This is a genomic window from Duganella aquatilis, from assembly GCF_009674565.1.
Taxonomy (GTDB): domain Bacteria; phylum Pseudomonadota; class Gammaproteobacteria; order Burkholderiales; family Burkholderiaceae_D; genus Rugamonas; species Rugamonas aquatilis.
The window spans coordinates 17,489-32,450 of sequence record NZ_WKJL01000035.1; the positions used below are offsets into that span (position 1 = coordinate 17,489).

Below are 14,962 nucleotides of genomic sequence, written 5' to 3' on the forward strand. Positions count from 1 at the left end.
ATTGCATATGCCAGTATTTGTCAAGGAGATGTGCTGGTGGCCGGGTTTAGCGGGCAGGCCTGCATGTCTTCGCCGAGGCGGCGCGTCAGTTCGCCACGCAGCAGGTGCAGGCCGTTGATGCGCTGGTCGATATCGGCCAGTTTGCGTTGCAGGGCGGCGCGCAGCTGCGGCGCCGAGGCGTCCGGCTCGGCCAGCAGCGGCAGGTCGGCTTCGATTTCGGCCAGCGTGAAGCCCAGTGTTTGCGCCAGCTTGATGTAACGCAGCCAGTCCACCGCCTCCGGCGGATAGTCGCGATAGCCATTGGCGCTGCGGCGCGCGCGCAGCAGGCCGCGTTTCTCGTAGAAGCGCAAGGTGTCGCGGCTCAGGCCCGTGGCGCTGGCGATTTCGCCGATCTGCATCTGAAGTCTCCCAATATCGCTTGACCCTGGAGTGTACTCCAGCCTTTAGCATGGCTCCATCATTGACAGGGAGAGCTCATGCTGACATCCGCCACGTATCGAAAAATAGTCCTCGGCAGCGCCATCTACGACCTGCTGGTCACCGCGCCGTTCGCCACGCCGTGGAGCTTCGCCTTCGCCCACGCCCAGTTGGACGCAACCAACCAGGCCCTGGGCGGCGCGGCGCTGCCGGCCTTCACGCCATTCCACGTGCTGTTTGCCTGCCTGCTGGGCAGCGTGGTGCTGGTGTGGGCGACGCTGCGCCTCCGCGACCCGCAGGCGCACTACGGCCGCTACGACGGCGTCGCGCGCCTGCTGTTCACCACCTGGATGATCTGGGCACTGACAGCCACCGGCGCGCCGCTGCTTTGGCTGTTCATCGTGCCGGAGCTGGCATGGGGCGTTATCCAATGGTTGCCAGTAGTTCCGCCGTCGAGCGCACGTGGCCAAGAATCGGGAAGATCGCTTGCACCGAGAACTGGTGCATCTCGGCCTTGAGGCTGGACATGGCGTCTTCGGCGAACATCAGTGCGTAGCCCAGGTCCTGCGCCGCGCGGGCCGTGGATTCGACGCCGAAGTTGGTGGCGATGCCGCCCAGGATGATGGTCTGGATGCCGCGCCGGCGCAGCTGCTGGTCCAGCGCGGTGCCGTGGAAGGCGCCCCATTGGCGCTTGTCGATGACGATGTCGCCCGGCTGCATGCCGGCCGCCTCGACGATCTCCCAGGCCTGCGGCGGCAGCGGCGGGGCGGACGGATCGCGGCTCACCGAGACATCCGCCGGCTGCGGCCGCAGTTCATTGACCAGCACGCGCACGTACACCACGGTGCCGCCCTTGCTGCGCACCGCGTCCGCCAGCCGCGCGCTGTTTGCCACCACCTGCTGCGCGGAATGCGGCGCCAGCGTGCGCGCCACATTGCTGTGTTGAAGATCAATCAATACCAATGCTGTCGTTTCCATGGTGTGCGCTCCTTAATGTGAGGGTGTCCTCATATATTGTAGCCTATAATGTGAGGATGTCCTCAGATACTCAACAACGGCGCAAGCCGCAGCAGCTGCGCGGCGAGCAGCGCATGGCCGCCATGCTGGATGCCGCCGCCGCCGTCTTCGCCGAATCCGGCTTCGACGCCGCCACCATGACCGCCATCGCCGAGCGTTCCGGGTCGTCCATCGGCGCGCTGTATCAATACTTCCCCAACAAGCTGACGCTGGCGCGCGCCCTGCGCGAGCAGTACGGCGAAGACATGGCGCAGCGCTGGAGCGGCCTGACAGCCGATGCCGCCCACCTGAGCGTCAACGCGCTGGTGGACCGGGTATTCGATTTGATGATCGGTTTCTTTGACGAGCACCCGGCCTATTTCACGCTGCTGAACGCCACGCTGGGCTACCAGCGCAGCGCCGACGCGCGCCAGCGCCTGCGGACGCAGTTCGGCGCGGTGCTGAGGCAGAAAAAGCCGGAGATGGCGGAGGCGGAAGCGCTGCGCACCGCCAATGTGGCGCTACAGATCGTGAAAGGCCTGAATCCGCTGTACGCGCAAGCCGGCGCGGCGGAGCGCCGCGAGCTGGTGGCGGAATTCAAGCTGGCGCTGGCCGCCTACCTGAAAACCCGCCTGCACCTTACCTGAGTCAGCAGCCGCCACCGCCACCGGATGCCAGCATCTTCCATGTCGTGTTGCGCTTGCCGAGTACTTCGAACCACCACCACTCGTAACCGCCGCCGACCAGAATGACTTCGTCAAGTCCATCGCCATCAAGATCGGCCGCAGTTACAAAGTCATAGCTGCTCACGCCACTTTCGGCGTCTGCATGATGAAACAGCACATGGCTTGCTCGATAGCGGTGACTTTTGTCCGCCTCCAGTATCAGCGTCAACGAATAACCGGCGAACGGCGCATTGGCGGCAGGTTGACGGTTGGCGCGCACTGCATCGCTAACGCTGTCCCAGTCATAGCTTGCAATAAGGCGCGGCGGCGTTTGGCCATGCGCCGTGATCGCGAAGAATCTCGGATTGTTTGTGGAGGTGATCATTTTGCTGATGACGCCAGCAGGCACCTCATTCCTGCGCAAGACTCCACGCGCCACGCGTTGCATCACCTGAAGCTGTTTCGGCGAAGGCCGAATTGCGGCGCGGCTGGCGGAAACGGGGAGTTGGTAGTTGGTCAGCAGGCCATCCGCTGCGGTTGGCGAGTCGAGCTTCACGCCAGCCGTCAACGACCAGCAGCCGTCAATTTCCGGCCCGGTTGCCGTGCCGGTGCCCCGGTTGGCATCTCGGCCAAGATAATGATAAGTGCTGCCCGGCGCGAACCATGGTGAGAACCAGCGGTCGGCTTCATCGGTGTCATCAGCTGTCGGGCCGATGTTGGCGATGCCATCCTGCGTGATTTGCGCCACTGGCGACATTTTTCCGCCGGTGTAGACGAAAATGGCCTTGATGTCGTCCGCCAGCGCGTAGCCGCTGGCCAGCAACGCGGGGCAAAGCAGCAATCCGGCGCATAAGCGCTGCATCAGGCGGCTTTGGCCAGCGCTTCGGGCGCGCCCCAGACCTGCTGCGCCACGCGCATCATGTTGCGGCCCAGGACCAGCTCCGCCTCGATGTCGTTCATGCCGGCGCGGCGCAGCGCGGCCGGCAGTTCGCGCCAGACTTCCGGCGGCGTGAAGGTCGGCGGCTTGTCGGCGCTGTAGCCGGCGGATGCGGGCCACCAGTGCGACGGGTCGAAGCCGCCCGGCGGCGTGTCGTCCAGGTCGGGCTGCTGGAAGCAGATATCCAGGCCGATGCCGACATGCTTGACGCCCACCAGGTCCGCAAGGTAGGCCACATGGCGCGCCACGTCGTTGGCGTCCGGCTGCTCGCTGCCGAGGAAGAACGACAAGCCGGACACGCACACCACGCCGCCGGTGGTCGCGCAGGCGCGTATCTGCTCGTCGGTGATGTTGCGGCCGTGCTGCACCAGCGTGTAGGGATTGGCGTGGCTGAAGATCACCGGCTGCGACGAGGCGTTCATGATCTCCAGGCTGCACAGGCGACCCGTGTGCGAGCAGTCCATCAGGATGCCGTTGGCGTTGACCGCTTCCACCATGCGCTGGCCCAGCGGCGTGAGACCGCGCGCGACGTCGTGGCAGCCATCGGCCACGCTGTTGTTGCGGTTGTAGGCGAAGTGGATCTGGCGCACGCCCAGCTGCGCGTACAGCGCCACCATGTCCGGCTGTTCCAGCAGCGGCAGGGCGCCTTCGAGGTCGAAGCTGATCGCCATGCGGCCGTCGGCGGCGGCCTGGATGATGTCGTCCACGCTGGACACCAGCGCGTAGCGTTCCGGATCGGCGGCGATGGTGGCGCGGTAACCGGCGATCACCGACATCACCTGCGACAGCGGGTTCATGTCCGCGCCCACGTTGAGCGACACGTAATTGACGCCGGCGGCATGCAGCCGGCGGACGGGCGTGAAGTCGGCCAGCGGGTGCTGCGGCAGGCAGGCATGGGCATCCCAATTGATCATGGTACTTTTTCTTTATCAAAACGGCTATTTTGCATGATAATGGATCGCGTGTATCGACACCGGGGAAAATTCTTATGCGTTTATCCTGTTTGATGTTGTTGGCCGTGCTGTGTGTCGGCGCGCAGGCGAAAGATCCGTACCTGGACGCGGCGGCCAGCGCGGCGCAGGTCAAGGCGCTGCAAGGCCGCACCGATCCTGTGGTGCGCAAGGCCGTCGCCGACGCCATGGCGGCCGAGGTGCCGCCACCGCCGCTGCTGCAAAGCGCGCCGGAATTCAGCGTCGCCAAGTCGGACATCATGACCGCCGCCTTCATCGAAGCCAAGGTGCCGGACTGCCTGCATTCGGAAGGCCTGAAGCGCCAGACTACCCTGATCTTTACCGGCTATCTGGCGCTGCCGTTCATCCCCATCGCCGCGCTGCGGGGGAAATGCAACTAGCATGCTTTATACTTGCGCCTAATTCACTGATTTTAGGCCGATATGTCTTTTTCCACACTGGGCCTTGCTCCCTCCCTGCTGAACGCCATCACCGAGATCGGCTACCAGGAGCCGACCGCCATTCAAAGCGCCGCCATTCCCGCCATCCTGCGGGGCGAGGATGTGCTGGGCGCCGCGCAAACCGGCTCCGGCAAGACCGCCGCCTTCGCGCTGCCGCTGCTGCAATCGCTGCTGGACAACCGCGACGGCCCGCGCCAGCTGCATGGCCTGGTGCTGGTGCCGACGCGCGAACTGGCGGTGCAGGTGGGCGAATCGATCCGCAAGCTGGTGTCGCACCTGCCGATCCCGGTCAAGGTGGCCATCGTGTTCGGCGGCGTCTCGATCAATCCTCAGATGATGGCGCTGCGCGGCGGCGCCGACATCGTGGTCGCCACGCCGGGCCGCCTGCTGGACCTGATCGACCACAACGCGCTGAAGATCTCGCGCGTCGCCATGCTGGTGCTGGACGAGGCGGACCGCCTGCTGGACCTGGGCTTCAGCGAAGAGCTGAACCGCATCCTGGAACTGCTGCCGAAGCAGCGCCAGAACCTGTTCTTCTCCGCCACCTTCCCGCCGGCGGTGCAGAAGCTGGCCGACGCCATCCTGCACCAGCCGTCGCGCATCGAAGTGCTGTCCGAGCCGGCCAGCAAGCCGGATATCGCGCAGCGCGCGATCGCGGTCGATGTGCCGCGCCGTACCATGCTGCTCAAGCACCTGATCCTGGAGCACAAGTGGCGCGGCGTGATGGTGTTCGTCGCCACCAAGTACGCGGCCGACCACGTGGCGGAAAAATTGAACCGCAACGGCATCCACGCCGCGTCCTTCCACGGTGAGCTGAGCCAGGGCGCGCGTACCGAGACGCTGACCGACTTCCGTTCCGGCCATCTGCAAGTGCTGGTGGCGACCGACGTCGCGGCGCGCGGCATCGACATCGCGCGCCTGCCGGCGGTGGTCAACTACGACCTGCCGCGTTCCGCCGTCGACTACACGCACCGCATCGGCCGCACCGGCCGCGCCGGCGAGAGCGGCGTGGCGATCAGCTTCGTCACCGCCGAATCGGAAGCCCATTTCCGCCTGATCGAAAAGCGCCAGGAGCAGCGCATTCCGCGCGAAACCATTCCCGGCTTCGAGCAGACCGAGACGGCGGCGCCGGTCAGCGCCGTCACCGATACGGAGAACGGCGGCATCAAGGGCAAACGCAAGAGCAAGAAGGACAAGCTGCGCGAAGCGGCGGCCCGCGAGGCGGCCGGCGAGTAATCAGCCGGCGCCGGCGCGGAACTGGCGGCGGTATTCGGACGGCGAGGTGCACAGCGCGGTGCGGAAGTGCTGGCGCAGCGACAGCGCCGAGCCGAAGCCGGCTTCCTGCGCCACCAGTTCGATCGACACGTCGCTGGTTTCCAGCAGGCGCTGGGCATGCGCCACGCGCTGGTTCAGCAGCCATTGCTTGAACGAGGTGCCGGTGGCGTCGCGGAAGTGACGGGTGAAATTGCGGCGGCTCATGGCGGCGCGCGCAGCCAGCGCGTCGATGCTGTGGTTGTCGGCCAGGCGCTGGTTGACCCAGTCCAGCACCTGCGCAAAGCGGTCGTCGCTGCCGCTGACCGGCACCGGACGTTCGATGAACTGCGCCTGCCCGCCCTGGCGGTGCGGCGCCACCACCAGCTGCCGCGCCACATGGTTGGCCGCCTCTGCGCCGCACAGCTGGCGCAGCAGGTGCAGGCAGCAATCCAGTCCCGCCGCCACGCCGGCGGAAGTCAGCACCTCATCATCCACATACAGCACTTCGCGGTCGACGGCGACGTCGGGATGGCGCGCGGCCAGCGTGTCCGCATAGGCCCAGTGGGTGGTGGCGCGGCGGCCGTCCAGCAGGCCGGCTTCCGCCAGCGGGAAGGCGCCCAGGCACAGGCCGACGATGCGGGCGCCGCGCCGGTGTGCGCGTTTCAATGCTTCCAGCAGCGCCGCTGGCGCCGGACGGCAGTCGTCGTGCCAGGTCGGCAGGATCACGATGTCGGCACGGCCCAGCGCCTGCAGGCCGTGCCGCACGGAGATGTCGAAGCCGCCGGTGGTGCGCAGCGGCGACGGATCGGCGGAGCAGATCTTCAGGTCGAAGGCGGCGTCGCGGAACACCATGCCGGGCACGGACAGGTGGAAGGGCGTGATGCCGTCGAAGGCGATGACGGCGATCCGGTGGCGATAGGCGGCAGCGGCGTTCATGGCCCGATTATATCGTATGTATGCCTTCGGGCCGCTGTCGGGCGGACGCGCGGACGCGCACAATGTCTCTCATCGCAAACCAACCAGGAGAACTATCATGCGCCGTGCCTTGATCGTAATCGACGTGCAAAACGAATACTTCAGCGGCAATATGAAGATTGAATATCCAGCGGTGGACGTCACGCTGCCCAACATCGCGAAAGCGATGGATGCGGCGCGGGCGGCCGATATTCCGGTGGTGAGGGTGCAGCACGATGCGCCGGAACAGTCGCCGATCTTCGCCAAGGGATCGCCGGGCTGGCAGCTGCACGATGAGGTGGCGAAGCGTCCGTTCAATCACCACATCAACAAGGCCTATGCCAGCGTGTTCACCGGCACCGACCTGGCGCAGTGGATCGCCGACAACGGCGTCGATACGCTGACCATCGTCGGCTACATGACGCACAACTGCGACGCCGCCACCATTTACGAAGCGGCGCACAAGGGATTGACGGTGGAGTTTCTGGCCGACGCCAGCGGCTCGCCATCGTATGAGAACGCGGCCGGCAAGGCCAGCGCGGAGGAGATCCACCGCGTATTCAGCACCGTGTTCCACTCCGGTTTTGCGGCGGTGGCCGGCACGGACGCGTGGATCGCGGCGGTGCGCGCAGGGCAGGCGCTGGAGCGCGACAATATCTACATGTCGGTTCAGCGCGCCCGCAAGGCGGTTTAACCGCCGACGCGCTTGGGCTTGTGGCCGAGTTTCGTCAGCTCGGCCATCACGCGTTCGCAATGGTCGCCCTGGATTTCCAGCACGCCGTCCTTGGCGGTGCCGCCGGAGCCGCAGGCCGCGCGCAGCTGTTTGCCCAGCGCGGCCAGCGCGTCGGCGTCCAGCGGCAGGCCGCGCACCAGGGTGACGGTTTTGCCGCCGCGGCCCTTGGATTCGCGCGACACGCGCACATTGCCGTCGCCGGCCGGCTTGGTCTTGGCGGCGGCCTTGCAGGTGCAGTCGCCTAGCGGCTGGCGGCAGTCCGGGCACATGCGGCCCGTTTCGGTGGAGTAGACGAGGGCCATGGCTTAATCCTGCAGCAGTCGCGGCATCATGATCTCGAAGAAGCGCTTCTGGTCCGAGGCCAGGCACACTTGCGCGTTCGGCTTGCCGGACTGCTCGCGGGTGTAGCCGTCTTTGTCGACGACGATGTGCAGCGGCGTGGTCGGGCAGACGGCCGGATCGAGCAGCCACGCCACCGGCACCACGTCGAACAGCGACGGCATGTTGCTGGACCATGGCTGGTAGGCGTCTATCCATTGGTGGTAGAGCAGGGCCAGCGCGTCGGTGACCGGCGAGCCGTGGCCGAGCAGGGCGTTGCGTTCCACTTCATCCAGGCGGATTTGCGTCGAGTCGACCGGCATCATCACGATAGTCACGCCGGAGGTGAACAGCTTTTGTGCGCCGGCGATGTCGGAGACGATGTTGTACTCCTTGTCGGCCGGGCGCGCCGGCACGTATTGCGACTTGCGGTAGCCGCTGCGCACCGAGCCGCCCATCATGGCGACCTGTTTGAGTTTGCCGAAGGTGACGGCGTCGCGCTCGATGGCGGCGCCGACGTTGGTCAATGGGCCGAGCGCCACCAGTGTGATCTGGCCGGGTTGGCGCTTGATCTGGTCCAGCATGAAATCGATGGCGTCGAGTTTGGACGGCAGCTTGCCGCGCCGGGCGTAGCGCGCCTGCGTGAACGGCTGCGGGTTGCCGGTGGTGCGGACGCCTTGCGCGACCGGGATCTGGGCGTGGCCTGTTTCGCGCAGCATGCGTTCCAGCAGTTGCGCGCGCAGCGCCGTGTCGCCCCAGGCGGTGGTGATGCCGACAATCTCGATTTCCGGGCTTTGCAGCAGCAGGCCGAGGGCGAAGGCGTCGTCGATGTCGTCGCCGATGTCCATGTCGACGATGACTTTTTGCGGCGCGGCTGCATGGGCCGGAGCACCCAGCATCGCGCAGGACAGCGCGAGCGTCGTGAACAGCCCGCGCAGCGGCCGGGCAAGGTTGTAAGCCATGTAAGTCCTCGATTCGTTGAAGCGGGGATTTTACAGGAAGCGCGCGTTCCTCAGCGTGGCCGGTACGATGCGCCGGTGCGCCGGCGCCACGAACAGCATGTAGATGCGGCCCAAGGCGTTGTGCGTGTGCACCACGGTGCTGACGGCGACCTTGCCCGGCAGTTTGCAGACCGAGACCTCAACGTTCAGGTGCTTGTCCGAGTCGCCGAGGATGACTTCCTGCTCGCTCAGGTAAACGATGGAGAAAATGCCGACGCGGTCGCCCACACGGTAGGCGCTGGCCGGCTTGGCGCCGTCGGTGTCGCCCAGCGCGCCGAGGTTTTTCAGTCCGACCAGCCGCACGATGCAGTTACGCAGCTTCATCATGGCGTTGACCCAGTGCGGCGTGCCGGCGACCACTTTCAGGTACAGCGCCAGGGCGGACAGCGGCGTCGGTGCGATGGCCGTTTCGTAGCAGTCGTGGAAGTCGGCGCCGCGCAGGTGTCGGGCGATTTCGGCGTGTGGCGGGACGGCGGTGGCGAGGATGGTCATTTGGCGGTGATCAGGTCGATGCGGCGTTTGATGCGTTGGGCTTCGGCGGCGTCGCCGGTCTGTTCGGCGCGCATCGCCTGCACGCCGAGCCAGGCCAACAGCGGCCGGCGCCAGCCCTGGGCGGAAGCGGTGTCCACGGCGTCCGCCAGCGTTTGCGGACTGGCTTTGCCGGTGCGCAGTAGCACGCCGCTGGCGACCAGCTTGGACAGCGGATCGGCGATGGCCTGCACGGCGCTGACGGCGGCGGCGTCGCTCGCGGCGGCGGCCACCGGCTGGTGCTGGGCCGGGAGCAGGGCGGCATCGGCGGCGGTGGCGCGGCCTGCCAGGTAGGCGGCGTAGGCGCGGTCGGCGGGGGCGGCGTCCTGCGCCAGTTTGTTGTAGCCGGCGCAGTCTTCGAACACCAGCGCAGCGACGCGGGCGGCGCACTGGATCAGTTCCGCACGGATGATCAGGTCCACCTTGCCGGTGCTGGCCAGGGCTTCGCGGGCGCGTTTGGTTTCGGCGGCTTCGACGCGGGCGTTGCCGTCCATGTAGGCGGCGGTGGCGCGTTCGATGCCGTTCTGCGCGTTCATCTGCCAGTCCGGCACCGGCGGGTTGTTGCCGCAGCCGACCAGCAGCAGGGAGGCGATGGCGAGCGTCTTCTTCATGGCAGCTTGATCTCCGTATCGCGCTTGAACGGCCATTTGCGGTTGATTTCATTGACCAGCTGCTCGACCCGACGCAGGCTGCTTTCCACTTCGCCGCGCAGCGTGCCCAGATCCGCCGTGGCTTCCTTGGTGTTGGAGGCCACCGCCTGCGCCTCGACCAGCACCGCGTCCATTTTCTTCAGCGAGTTGCGCGCATCGGCCAGCAGGCCGTTGAGCTGGACGATGGTGGCTTGCGCGTCGGTCATCACGCCTTGCTGGCCGAAGACGCGGTCGTCGGCGTGGCCGATCAGGCTATCGGCCTTCACCGCCAGCGCGTTGACCGTCACCAGCAGCTTGTTGGCGCGCTCGGTCAACTGCTGCGCATTCTTGTCGTCGCCCGCGATCAGGCCCATGGCGCCGTGCGGGCCATTCAGCTTGCCGGTCACGTCGGCGACGTTGGCCAGGCTGCTGGCCAGCGCGGAATTTTCCGCCGTCAGCTCGTTCAGGTTTTGCAGCAGGTCGCGCGCCGCCGCCAGCAGGCGCGGAATCTCGGCGCCGGGATCGCCCACCAGCAGCGTGCGCGCCGCGCCGTCTTCCAGCGGCGGATCGGCGGGAATGCCGCTGAAGGCTTTCAGCTTGGCGCCGCCCACCAGGCCGCGCTCCAGCGTGAAGATGCTGGAGCTGCGCAGCCAGTGCGCATCCTGGCGCGGCACGTCGACCACCACGCGCGCCTTGCCTTCCTGGCTCAGTTCTATGCGCCGCACGCGGCCGATGGGGAAGCCGGCGAAGGTCACGTCCATGCCGACGGTGACGCCTTCCGAGTCGTCGGCCTGCAGTATCAGCGTTTGCGTGGATTCGAAGGCGCCGCGCGCGTACAGCAGGTACAGCGCGGAGCCGGCGACCAGCAGCACCATCAGCACCAGCAGCAGGGCGGCCTTGAATTCGGCATTGCGCACGGGGGCGGCTTCGTTGATTGGTTCTGTCATATCAGTAGTAATTACCCATGAGCGAGGCGACTTCGATGAGGAGCATCACGGCAAACAGCCGCACCATGTCCGACAGGCCGTGCGTGACCTTGTTGCGGTAGCTGGCGCCGAAGTAGAACGAGGAGGCCATCGGAATCAGGCCGACTGCAAAGCTGAAGAACACGATCTTCAGCACCAGGATCAGCGTGACGGCGGGATTGAACACCTGCCCGACCACGCGCGTGTAGCCTGTCATCGCCCATGGCGTAAAGCCGTACAGCGACAGGTAGGCCAGCACCAGCGTCAGCACGCAGCTGACGGCGGCCAGCATCCACACGGCGAACATGCCGGCCGCCACGCGCGGGAAAAATTCGTCGTGCAGCTCATTTTCGGTGACGCGGTTGGCGGCGCTGCGGCCCTGCGAGAATTCCAGGCCGGCGGGCAGCGTGGTGCGCAGCGCAACGAAGGCGGCGGCGGTCAGCGGGATCAGTTCCAGCACCAGCACGCGCACCACCATTTCCAGCGCGAAGCGCGACAGGCCGTAGCTTTGCGAAGTGACCACCACGATGCGGATCAGCACCAGGCTGACCAGCGCCGACAGCACGCCATACCACGCCAGGTTGGGCGCCGTGTCGGCCACCAGGTGCCGCGCCAGCACGGGACGCCTGTTGCGGCCATAGGTGGACGGCGTCAGGGCGATGGAGAACATCAGCACGGCGAAATGCAGCAGCCGCCACCAGCTGTGCAGCCACGCGACTGTGCCGTGGTGCAGCCGTTGCAGGAGGTTGGGAATCGATGCTTGCGTGCTCATGTTGGCATCTTAGCACCGCAGCGCGGCGGACAGGCGTACGTTACTTCTCGGGGAAGGTGTCGATCAGGGCGTCGGCAGCGGCGCGCACGCGGGCGCTGCGGCTTAAATCGCTGTGCATCACCAGCCAGACGTCGTACTGGTCGACGCGCTCCGGCCACACGCGCACCAGGCGCGGGTCGTTGTCGGCCATGTGGCAGGGCAGCTCGGCCAGGCCCATGCCCAGGCCGGCCGCCTCGATCAGCGCCATGCCGCTGTTGACCTCTATCGCCACGCGGGCGTTGTGCACCGGCTCCAGGCAGATCTTTTCCTGATGGCGCGCGGCGACGCTGGCCTGGTAGATGACGATGTCATGTCCCGCCAGGCCGTTGCCCGGCACCGGCATGCCGCGCTCCTTCAGGTAGGCCGGCGTGGCGTACAGGCCCATGCTGCGGCGGGTCAGGTGGCGCGAGATCAGGTCCGGATCGGTGGGCTTGAGCGTGCGCACCGCCAGGTCGGCCTCGCGCCGCGTCAGGCTGGTGATGCTGGTGCTGGTACTGAGCACGATGCGGATTTCCGGGTGCATCACGTGCAGCCGCTGCATGGCGCCGATGACGAAGTGGGCAGCCATGGTGTCGGAGGTGGTGACGCGCACGCTGCCGGACAGGCGGTTGTCGATGCCCTGCATCTCGCGCTGGAACTGCAGCGCCGCCTGTTCCATCTTTTCGGCGGCGGTGACGGCCAGTTCGCCGGCCGGCGTGGCCATGTAGCCGGACGGCGTGCGCAGGAACAGGCGCGCGCCCAGCGATTTTTCCAGCGCGTTGAGACGGCGGCCGACCGTGGCCTGGTCGATGTCGAGCAGGATGGCGGCGGCGCGCAGCGTGCCTTTGCGGTAAATGGCGAGGAAGATGCGGGCGTTGTCCCAGTCCATGGCGGTCTCCGCGATGCATTTTTGCATCAGAGTGCTGATGTTATGCGTATTTACTGCATCAGGCAAGCGGCCTACCATACGCGCATGAATACTTCTACTACCGCTGCGGCAGCGCCAGTGCGCCAGGTGCCGCCCTTTTTGATGCTGATGACGCTGGCCATCGGCTTTGTGATGGCGATGATCGATGTCACCGCCGTGAATACCGCGCTGTCCGATATTTCGGTCAGTCTGTCGGTGCCGCTTACCGGCCTGGTGTGGGTGGTGGATGGCTATACGCTGACTTTTGCCGCGCTGCTGATGGCGGGCGGCGCGCTGGCTGACCGGTTCGGGCCCAAGAACGTTTATCAGGGCGGACTGAGTGTCTTCATTCTCGGTTCGGTGTTGTGCGCGCTGGCGCCCAGCGGACATGCGCTGATTGCGGCGCGGTTGCTGCAGGGCGTGGGCGCCGCGCTGTTCATGCCGAGTTCCTTGAGTTTGCTGACGCATGCCTATGAGGATCAGGCGACGCGGGCGCGCATGCTGGGGACCTGGTCGGCCATTGTCGGCTGTTCGTCGGCGGCCGGGCCGCTGGTGGGCGGGATATTGGTGCACGAATTCGGCTGGCGCAGCGTGTTCTGGGTGAATGTGCCGATAGGTTTGCTGGGCATTGTGCTGACGCAGGTGCTGGCGCCGGCCACGCCGCGTCATGAACGGGATCTGTCGATGGTGAGTCATGCCTTGGGCGTGGCGGCGTTGGCGGCGTTGAGTTTTGTGCTGATCGAGGGGCCTGCGCTGGGATGGACTTCGGCGGGTGTGCTGGCGGCCGGTGTGGTGGCGTTGGCTGCGGCGGCGCTGCTGGTGCGGCGCGAGCGGGCGGGCGCGCATCCCTTGCTGCCGAAGGCGCTGTTTGAGACGCCGGCGTTTGCGGCGGCTAATGGCGTGGGATTCCTGATTAACTTTGCGGTGTTCGGGCAGTTGTTTTTGCTGAGTTTATTTATTCAGCAGGGCGGGGCGGATGCGCTGCAGACGGGGCTGAAGCTGATACCGATGATGGCGGCTTTTGCGGTGGGTAATCTGACCTCCGGGCGGATTACGGCGCGTGTCGGTACGCGGCCGCCGATGATGTATGGGCTGCTGGTCGGCCTGGGCATGGCGCTGGTGATGCTGTTTGGGCTGCGGCCGGAGACACCCTATTGGTTGCTGGTCGTGGCTGCGGTGGTGATGAATGTGGCGATCGGGATTGCGATTCCGGGAATGACGGCGACGGTGATGCTGGTGGCGGGGAAGGCGCATGCTAATAGCGCTGCGGCGGCGTTGAATGCCAATCGGCAGATTGGGGCGCTGGTTGGCGTGGCGATGATGGGCACCGTGATGCATGTGGTGCCCGGGTGGGCATCTCGCCTGCCAGTGGCGTTTACTTTGATTGCTGCGGCCTACGCAGGCGCGTTGTGCCTCGTGTACCGTTACGTCAAGCCCGCACGGCCAGGTGGGGTCTGACCCCGTACGGGGTCAGACCCCTAAGTGGTGATGCAGATGTCGAGGCTAAAGCGTGCGGGTTAGACGTTGTGCTTCTGACGCCACTCGATCATTTCGGCGATCGTCAGGATCGGCATCTGGTGCAGCTCCGCGAAACGTTCGATGTCGGCGCCGCGCATCATGGTGCCGTCGGGGTTCATCAGCTCGCACAGCACGGCCGAGGGGTTCAGGCCGGCCATGGTGGACAGATCCACCGACCCTTCGGTATGCCCCTTGCGCGACAGCACGCCGCCCGGCGTCGCGCGCAGCGGGAACACGTGGCCCGGATGCACCAGGTCCGACGGCTTGGCATTGGCCGCCGTCGCGGCACGAATCGTGGTCACGCGATCGGCCGCCGACACGCCGGTGGTCACGCCTTCGCGCGCCTCGATCGATACGGTGAACGGCGTGCCGTAACGGCTGCCGTTGTTGGCGGCCATCATTGGCAATTCCAGCTCGCGCACCTTGTCGGCGCTCAGGCACAGGCAAACGATGCCGCTGCAATCGCGGATCATCATGGCCATGGTCTGCACGGTCATTTTTTCGGTGGCGACGATCAGGTCCGCTTCGTTCTCGCGGTCGAAATCGTCGAGCAGGATGACCGGCACGCCGGCGCGCATGGCTTCCAGGGCGGCGTGAATGCGACCTTCGAGATCGTCGGATACCAGGGAATAAGAGGGGGATACTGCGGTGTGGTCAGACATTGGCGAAACGCTCCTTGATAAAATAGGAACGCGACAGGGCAAGCGGATACGCGCAGCCAGCCACGCCAAAGGGCGCCGCAGGCTGCGTAAAACGCACATCTTCTTTCATCCGGACTTTAACCGTCGGCCCTGGAATTACACCAGATCTGCGCATTTCTGCGCTCGCGGGCTTTACCGCCGGTGGGGAATTACACCCCGCCCCGAAGACGTTATTGTTACCTGCCGGACGGCAGGCACGAGGATTCTAGCCTAAATTCAGAAAATCGGTGTAAGGTAG

Annotated in this window: 19 protein-coding genes and 1 riboswitch; of the genes, 6 read left to right on the forward strand and 13 right to left on the reverse strand. The window is 65.9% G+C overall.

The features are described 5' to 3' along the window. Positions 1-20: 20 nt before the first annotated feature. Positions 21-398 carry a MerR family transcriptional regulator gene (locus GJ698_RS27725; protein WP_154361085.1) on the reverse strand — a complete coding sequence of 126 codons (378 nt, stop codon included), beginning with the start codon at positions 396-398 and terminating at the stop codon, positions 21-23. 78 nt (positions 399-476) lie between these two features. Between GJ698_RS27725 and GJ698_RS27730 the strand changes: the two genes are divergently transcribed. Then, a complete protein-coding gene (locus GJ698_RS27730) occupies positions 477-935 on the forward strand; it encodes a hypothetical protein (RefSeq protein ID WP_154361086.1) in 459 nt (152 codons plus the stop codon). Here GJ698_RS27730 and GJ698_RS27735 read toward each other — a convergent pair. Next, positions 841-1,395, reverse strand: a complete 555-nt coding sequence (locus GJ698_RS27735; RefSeq protein WP_154361087.1) for an isochorismatase family protein — start codon at positions 1,393-1,395, stop codon at positions 841-843. The two genes, GJ698_RS27730 and GJ698_RS27735, sit on opposite strands and share 95 nt — an antisense overlap. 56 nt (positions 1,396-1,451) lie before the next feature. Between GJ698_RS27735 and GJ698_RS27740 the strand changes: the two genes are divergently transcribed. Continuing rightward, positions 1,452-2,060: a TetR/AcrR family transcriptional regulator gene (locus tag GJ698_RS27740; RefSeq protein WP_229260197.1), complete on the forward strand. Its 609-nt coding sequence runs from the start codon at positions 1,452-1,454 to the stop codon at positions 2,058-2,060. A 1-nt stretch (position 2,061) separates the two neighbouring features. On the opposite strand, the gene GJ698_RS27745 is transcribed toward GJ698_RS27740, so the two are convergent. Together GJ698_RS27745 and GJ698_RS27750 are read right to left on the reverse strand one after the other, a co-directional pair. Further along, on the reverse strand, positions 2,062-2,940 hold the full coding sequence (locus GJ698_RS27745) for a hypothetical protein (protein WP_154361089.1): 879 nt from the start codon (positions 2,938-2,940) through the stop codon (positions 2,062-2,064). Then, positions 2,940-3,929, reverse strand: coding sequence for a dipeptidase (locus tag GJ698_RS27750; RefSeq protein ID WP_154361090.1), 990 nt, complete (start codon positions 3,927-3,929; stop codon positions 2,940-2,942). The genes GJ698_RS27745 and GJ698_RS27750 overlap by 1 nt, the downstream gene beginning before the upstream one ends. A 74-nt stretch (positions 3,930-4,003) precedes the next feature. On the opposite strand from GJ698_RS27750, the gene GJ698_RS27755 reads away from it, so the two are divergent. Then, a complete protein-coding gene (locus tag GJ698_RS27755; RefSeq protein WP_154361091.1) occupies positions 4,004-4,366 on the forward strand; it encodes a hypothetical protein in 363 nt (120 codons plus the stop codon). 42 nt (positions 4,367-4,408) lie between these two features. Next, entirely contained in the window at positions 4,409-5,662 is a 1,254-nt protein-coding gene (locus tag GJ698_RS27760; RefSeq protein ID WP_154361092.1) for a DEAD/DEAH box helicase, read from the forward strand. Here the strand turns inward: GJ698_RS27760 and GJ698_RS27765 are convergent, their stop codons facing one another. Further along, positions 5,663-6,616 (reverse strand): GlxA family transcriptional regulator, encoded by a 954-nt coding sequence (locus tag GJ698_RS27765; RefSeq protein ID WP_154361093.1) that lies wholly within the window; start codon positions 6,614-6,616, stop codon positions 5,663-5,665. A gap of 97 nt (positions 6,617-6,713) precedes the next feature. Here GJ698_RS27765 and GJ698_RS27770 point away from each other — a divergent pair, with 97 nt between their 5' ends. Then, positions 6,714-7,328 (forward strand): isochorismatase family protein, encoded by a 615-nt coding sequence (locus GJ698_RS27770; protein WP_154361094.1) that lies wholly within the window; start codon positions 6,714-6,716, stop codon positions 7,326-7,328. Here GJ698_RS27770 and GJ698_RS27775 read toward each other — a convergent pair. Genes GJ698_RS27775 through GJ698_RS27805 form a run of 7 tightly spaced genes read right to left on the reverse strand, consistent with a single transcriptional unit; the run spans position 7,325 to position 12,487 of the window. Continuing rightward, positions 7,325-7,669 (reverse strand): translation initiation factor Sui1, encoded by a 345-nt coding sequence (locus GJ698_RS27775; protein ID WP_154361095.1) that lies wholly within the window; start codon positions 7,667-7,669, stop codon positions 7,325-7,327. The two genes, GJ698_RS27770 and GJ698_RS27775, sit on opposite strands and share 4 nt — an antisense overlap. Before the next feature lie 3 nt (positions 7,670-7,672). Then, positions 7,673-8,647, reverse strand: a complete 975-nt coding sequence (locus GJ698_RS27780) for a nucleoside hydrolase (protein WP_154361096.1) — start codon at positions 8,645-8,647, stop codon at positions 7,673-7,675. Between the two features lie 30 nt (positions 8,648-8,677). Beyond that, positions 8,678-9,178, reverse strand: a complete 501-nt coding sequence (locus tag GJ698_RS27785) for a DUF2867 domain-containing protein (protein WP_154361097.1) — start codon at positions 9,176-9,178, stop codon at positions 8,678-8,680. Beyond that, the gene (locus GJ698_RS27790) at positions 9,175-9,825 is read right to left on the reverse strand and encodes a hypothetical protein (protein WP_154361098.1); all 651 of its coding nucleotides are present in this window, start codon (positions 9,823-9,825) and stop codon (positions 9,175-9,177) included. The genes GJ698_RS27785 and GJ698_RS27790 overlap by 4 nt, the downstream gene beginning before the upstream one ends. Then, positions 9,822-10,790 carry an MlaD family protein gene (locus GJ698_RS27795; protein ID WP_154361099.1) on the reverse strand — a complete coding sequence of 323 codons (969 nt, stop codon included), beginning with the start codon at positions 10,788-10,790 and terminating at the stop codon, positions 9,822-9,824. Before GJ698_RS27795 ends, GJ698_RS27790 begins: the two co-directional genes overlap by 4 nt. Before the next feature lies 1 nt (position 10,791). Next, complete coding sequence (locus tag GJ698_RS27800; protein WP_154361100.1) at positions 10,792-11,580, reverse strand: MlaE family ABC transporter permease; 789 nt, start codon at positions 11,578-11,580, stop codon at positions 10,792-10,794. Positions 11,581-11,620: 40 nt separating this feature from the next. After that, positions 11,621-12,487 (reverse strand): LysR family transcriptional regulator, encoded by an 867-nt coding sequence (locus tag GJ698_RS27805; protein WP_154361114.1) that lies wholly within the window; start codon positions 12,485-12,487, stop codon positions 11,621-11,623. Between the two features lie 84 nt (positions 12,488-12,571). Here GJ698_RS27805 and GJ698_RS27810 point away from each other — a divergent pair, with 84 nt between their 5' ends. Continuing rightward, positions 12,572-13,963 carry an MFS transporter gene (locus GJ698_RS27810; RefSeq protein ID WP_154361101.1) on the forward strand — a complete coding sequence of 464 codons (1,392 nt, stop codon included), beginning with the start codon at positions 12,572-12,574 and terminating at the stop codon, positions 13,961-13,963. Positions 13,964-14,022: 59 nt separating this feature from the next. Here the strand turns inward: GJ698_RS27810 and ribB are convergent, their stop codons facing one another. Further along, a complete protein-coding gene (gene ribB / locus GJ698_RS27815; protein ID WP_154361102.1) occupies positions 14,023-14,685 on the reverse strand; it encodes a 3,4-dihydroxy-2-butanone-4-phosphate synthase in 663 nt (220 codons plus the stop codon). A 93-nt stretch (positions 14,686-14,778) separates the two neighbouring features. Beyond that, a riboswitch (FMN riboswitch) is annotated at positions 14,779-14,897 on the reverse strand. Positions 14,898-14,962: the final 65 nt, after the last annotated feature.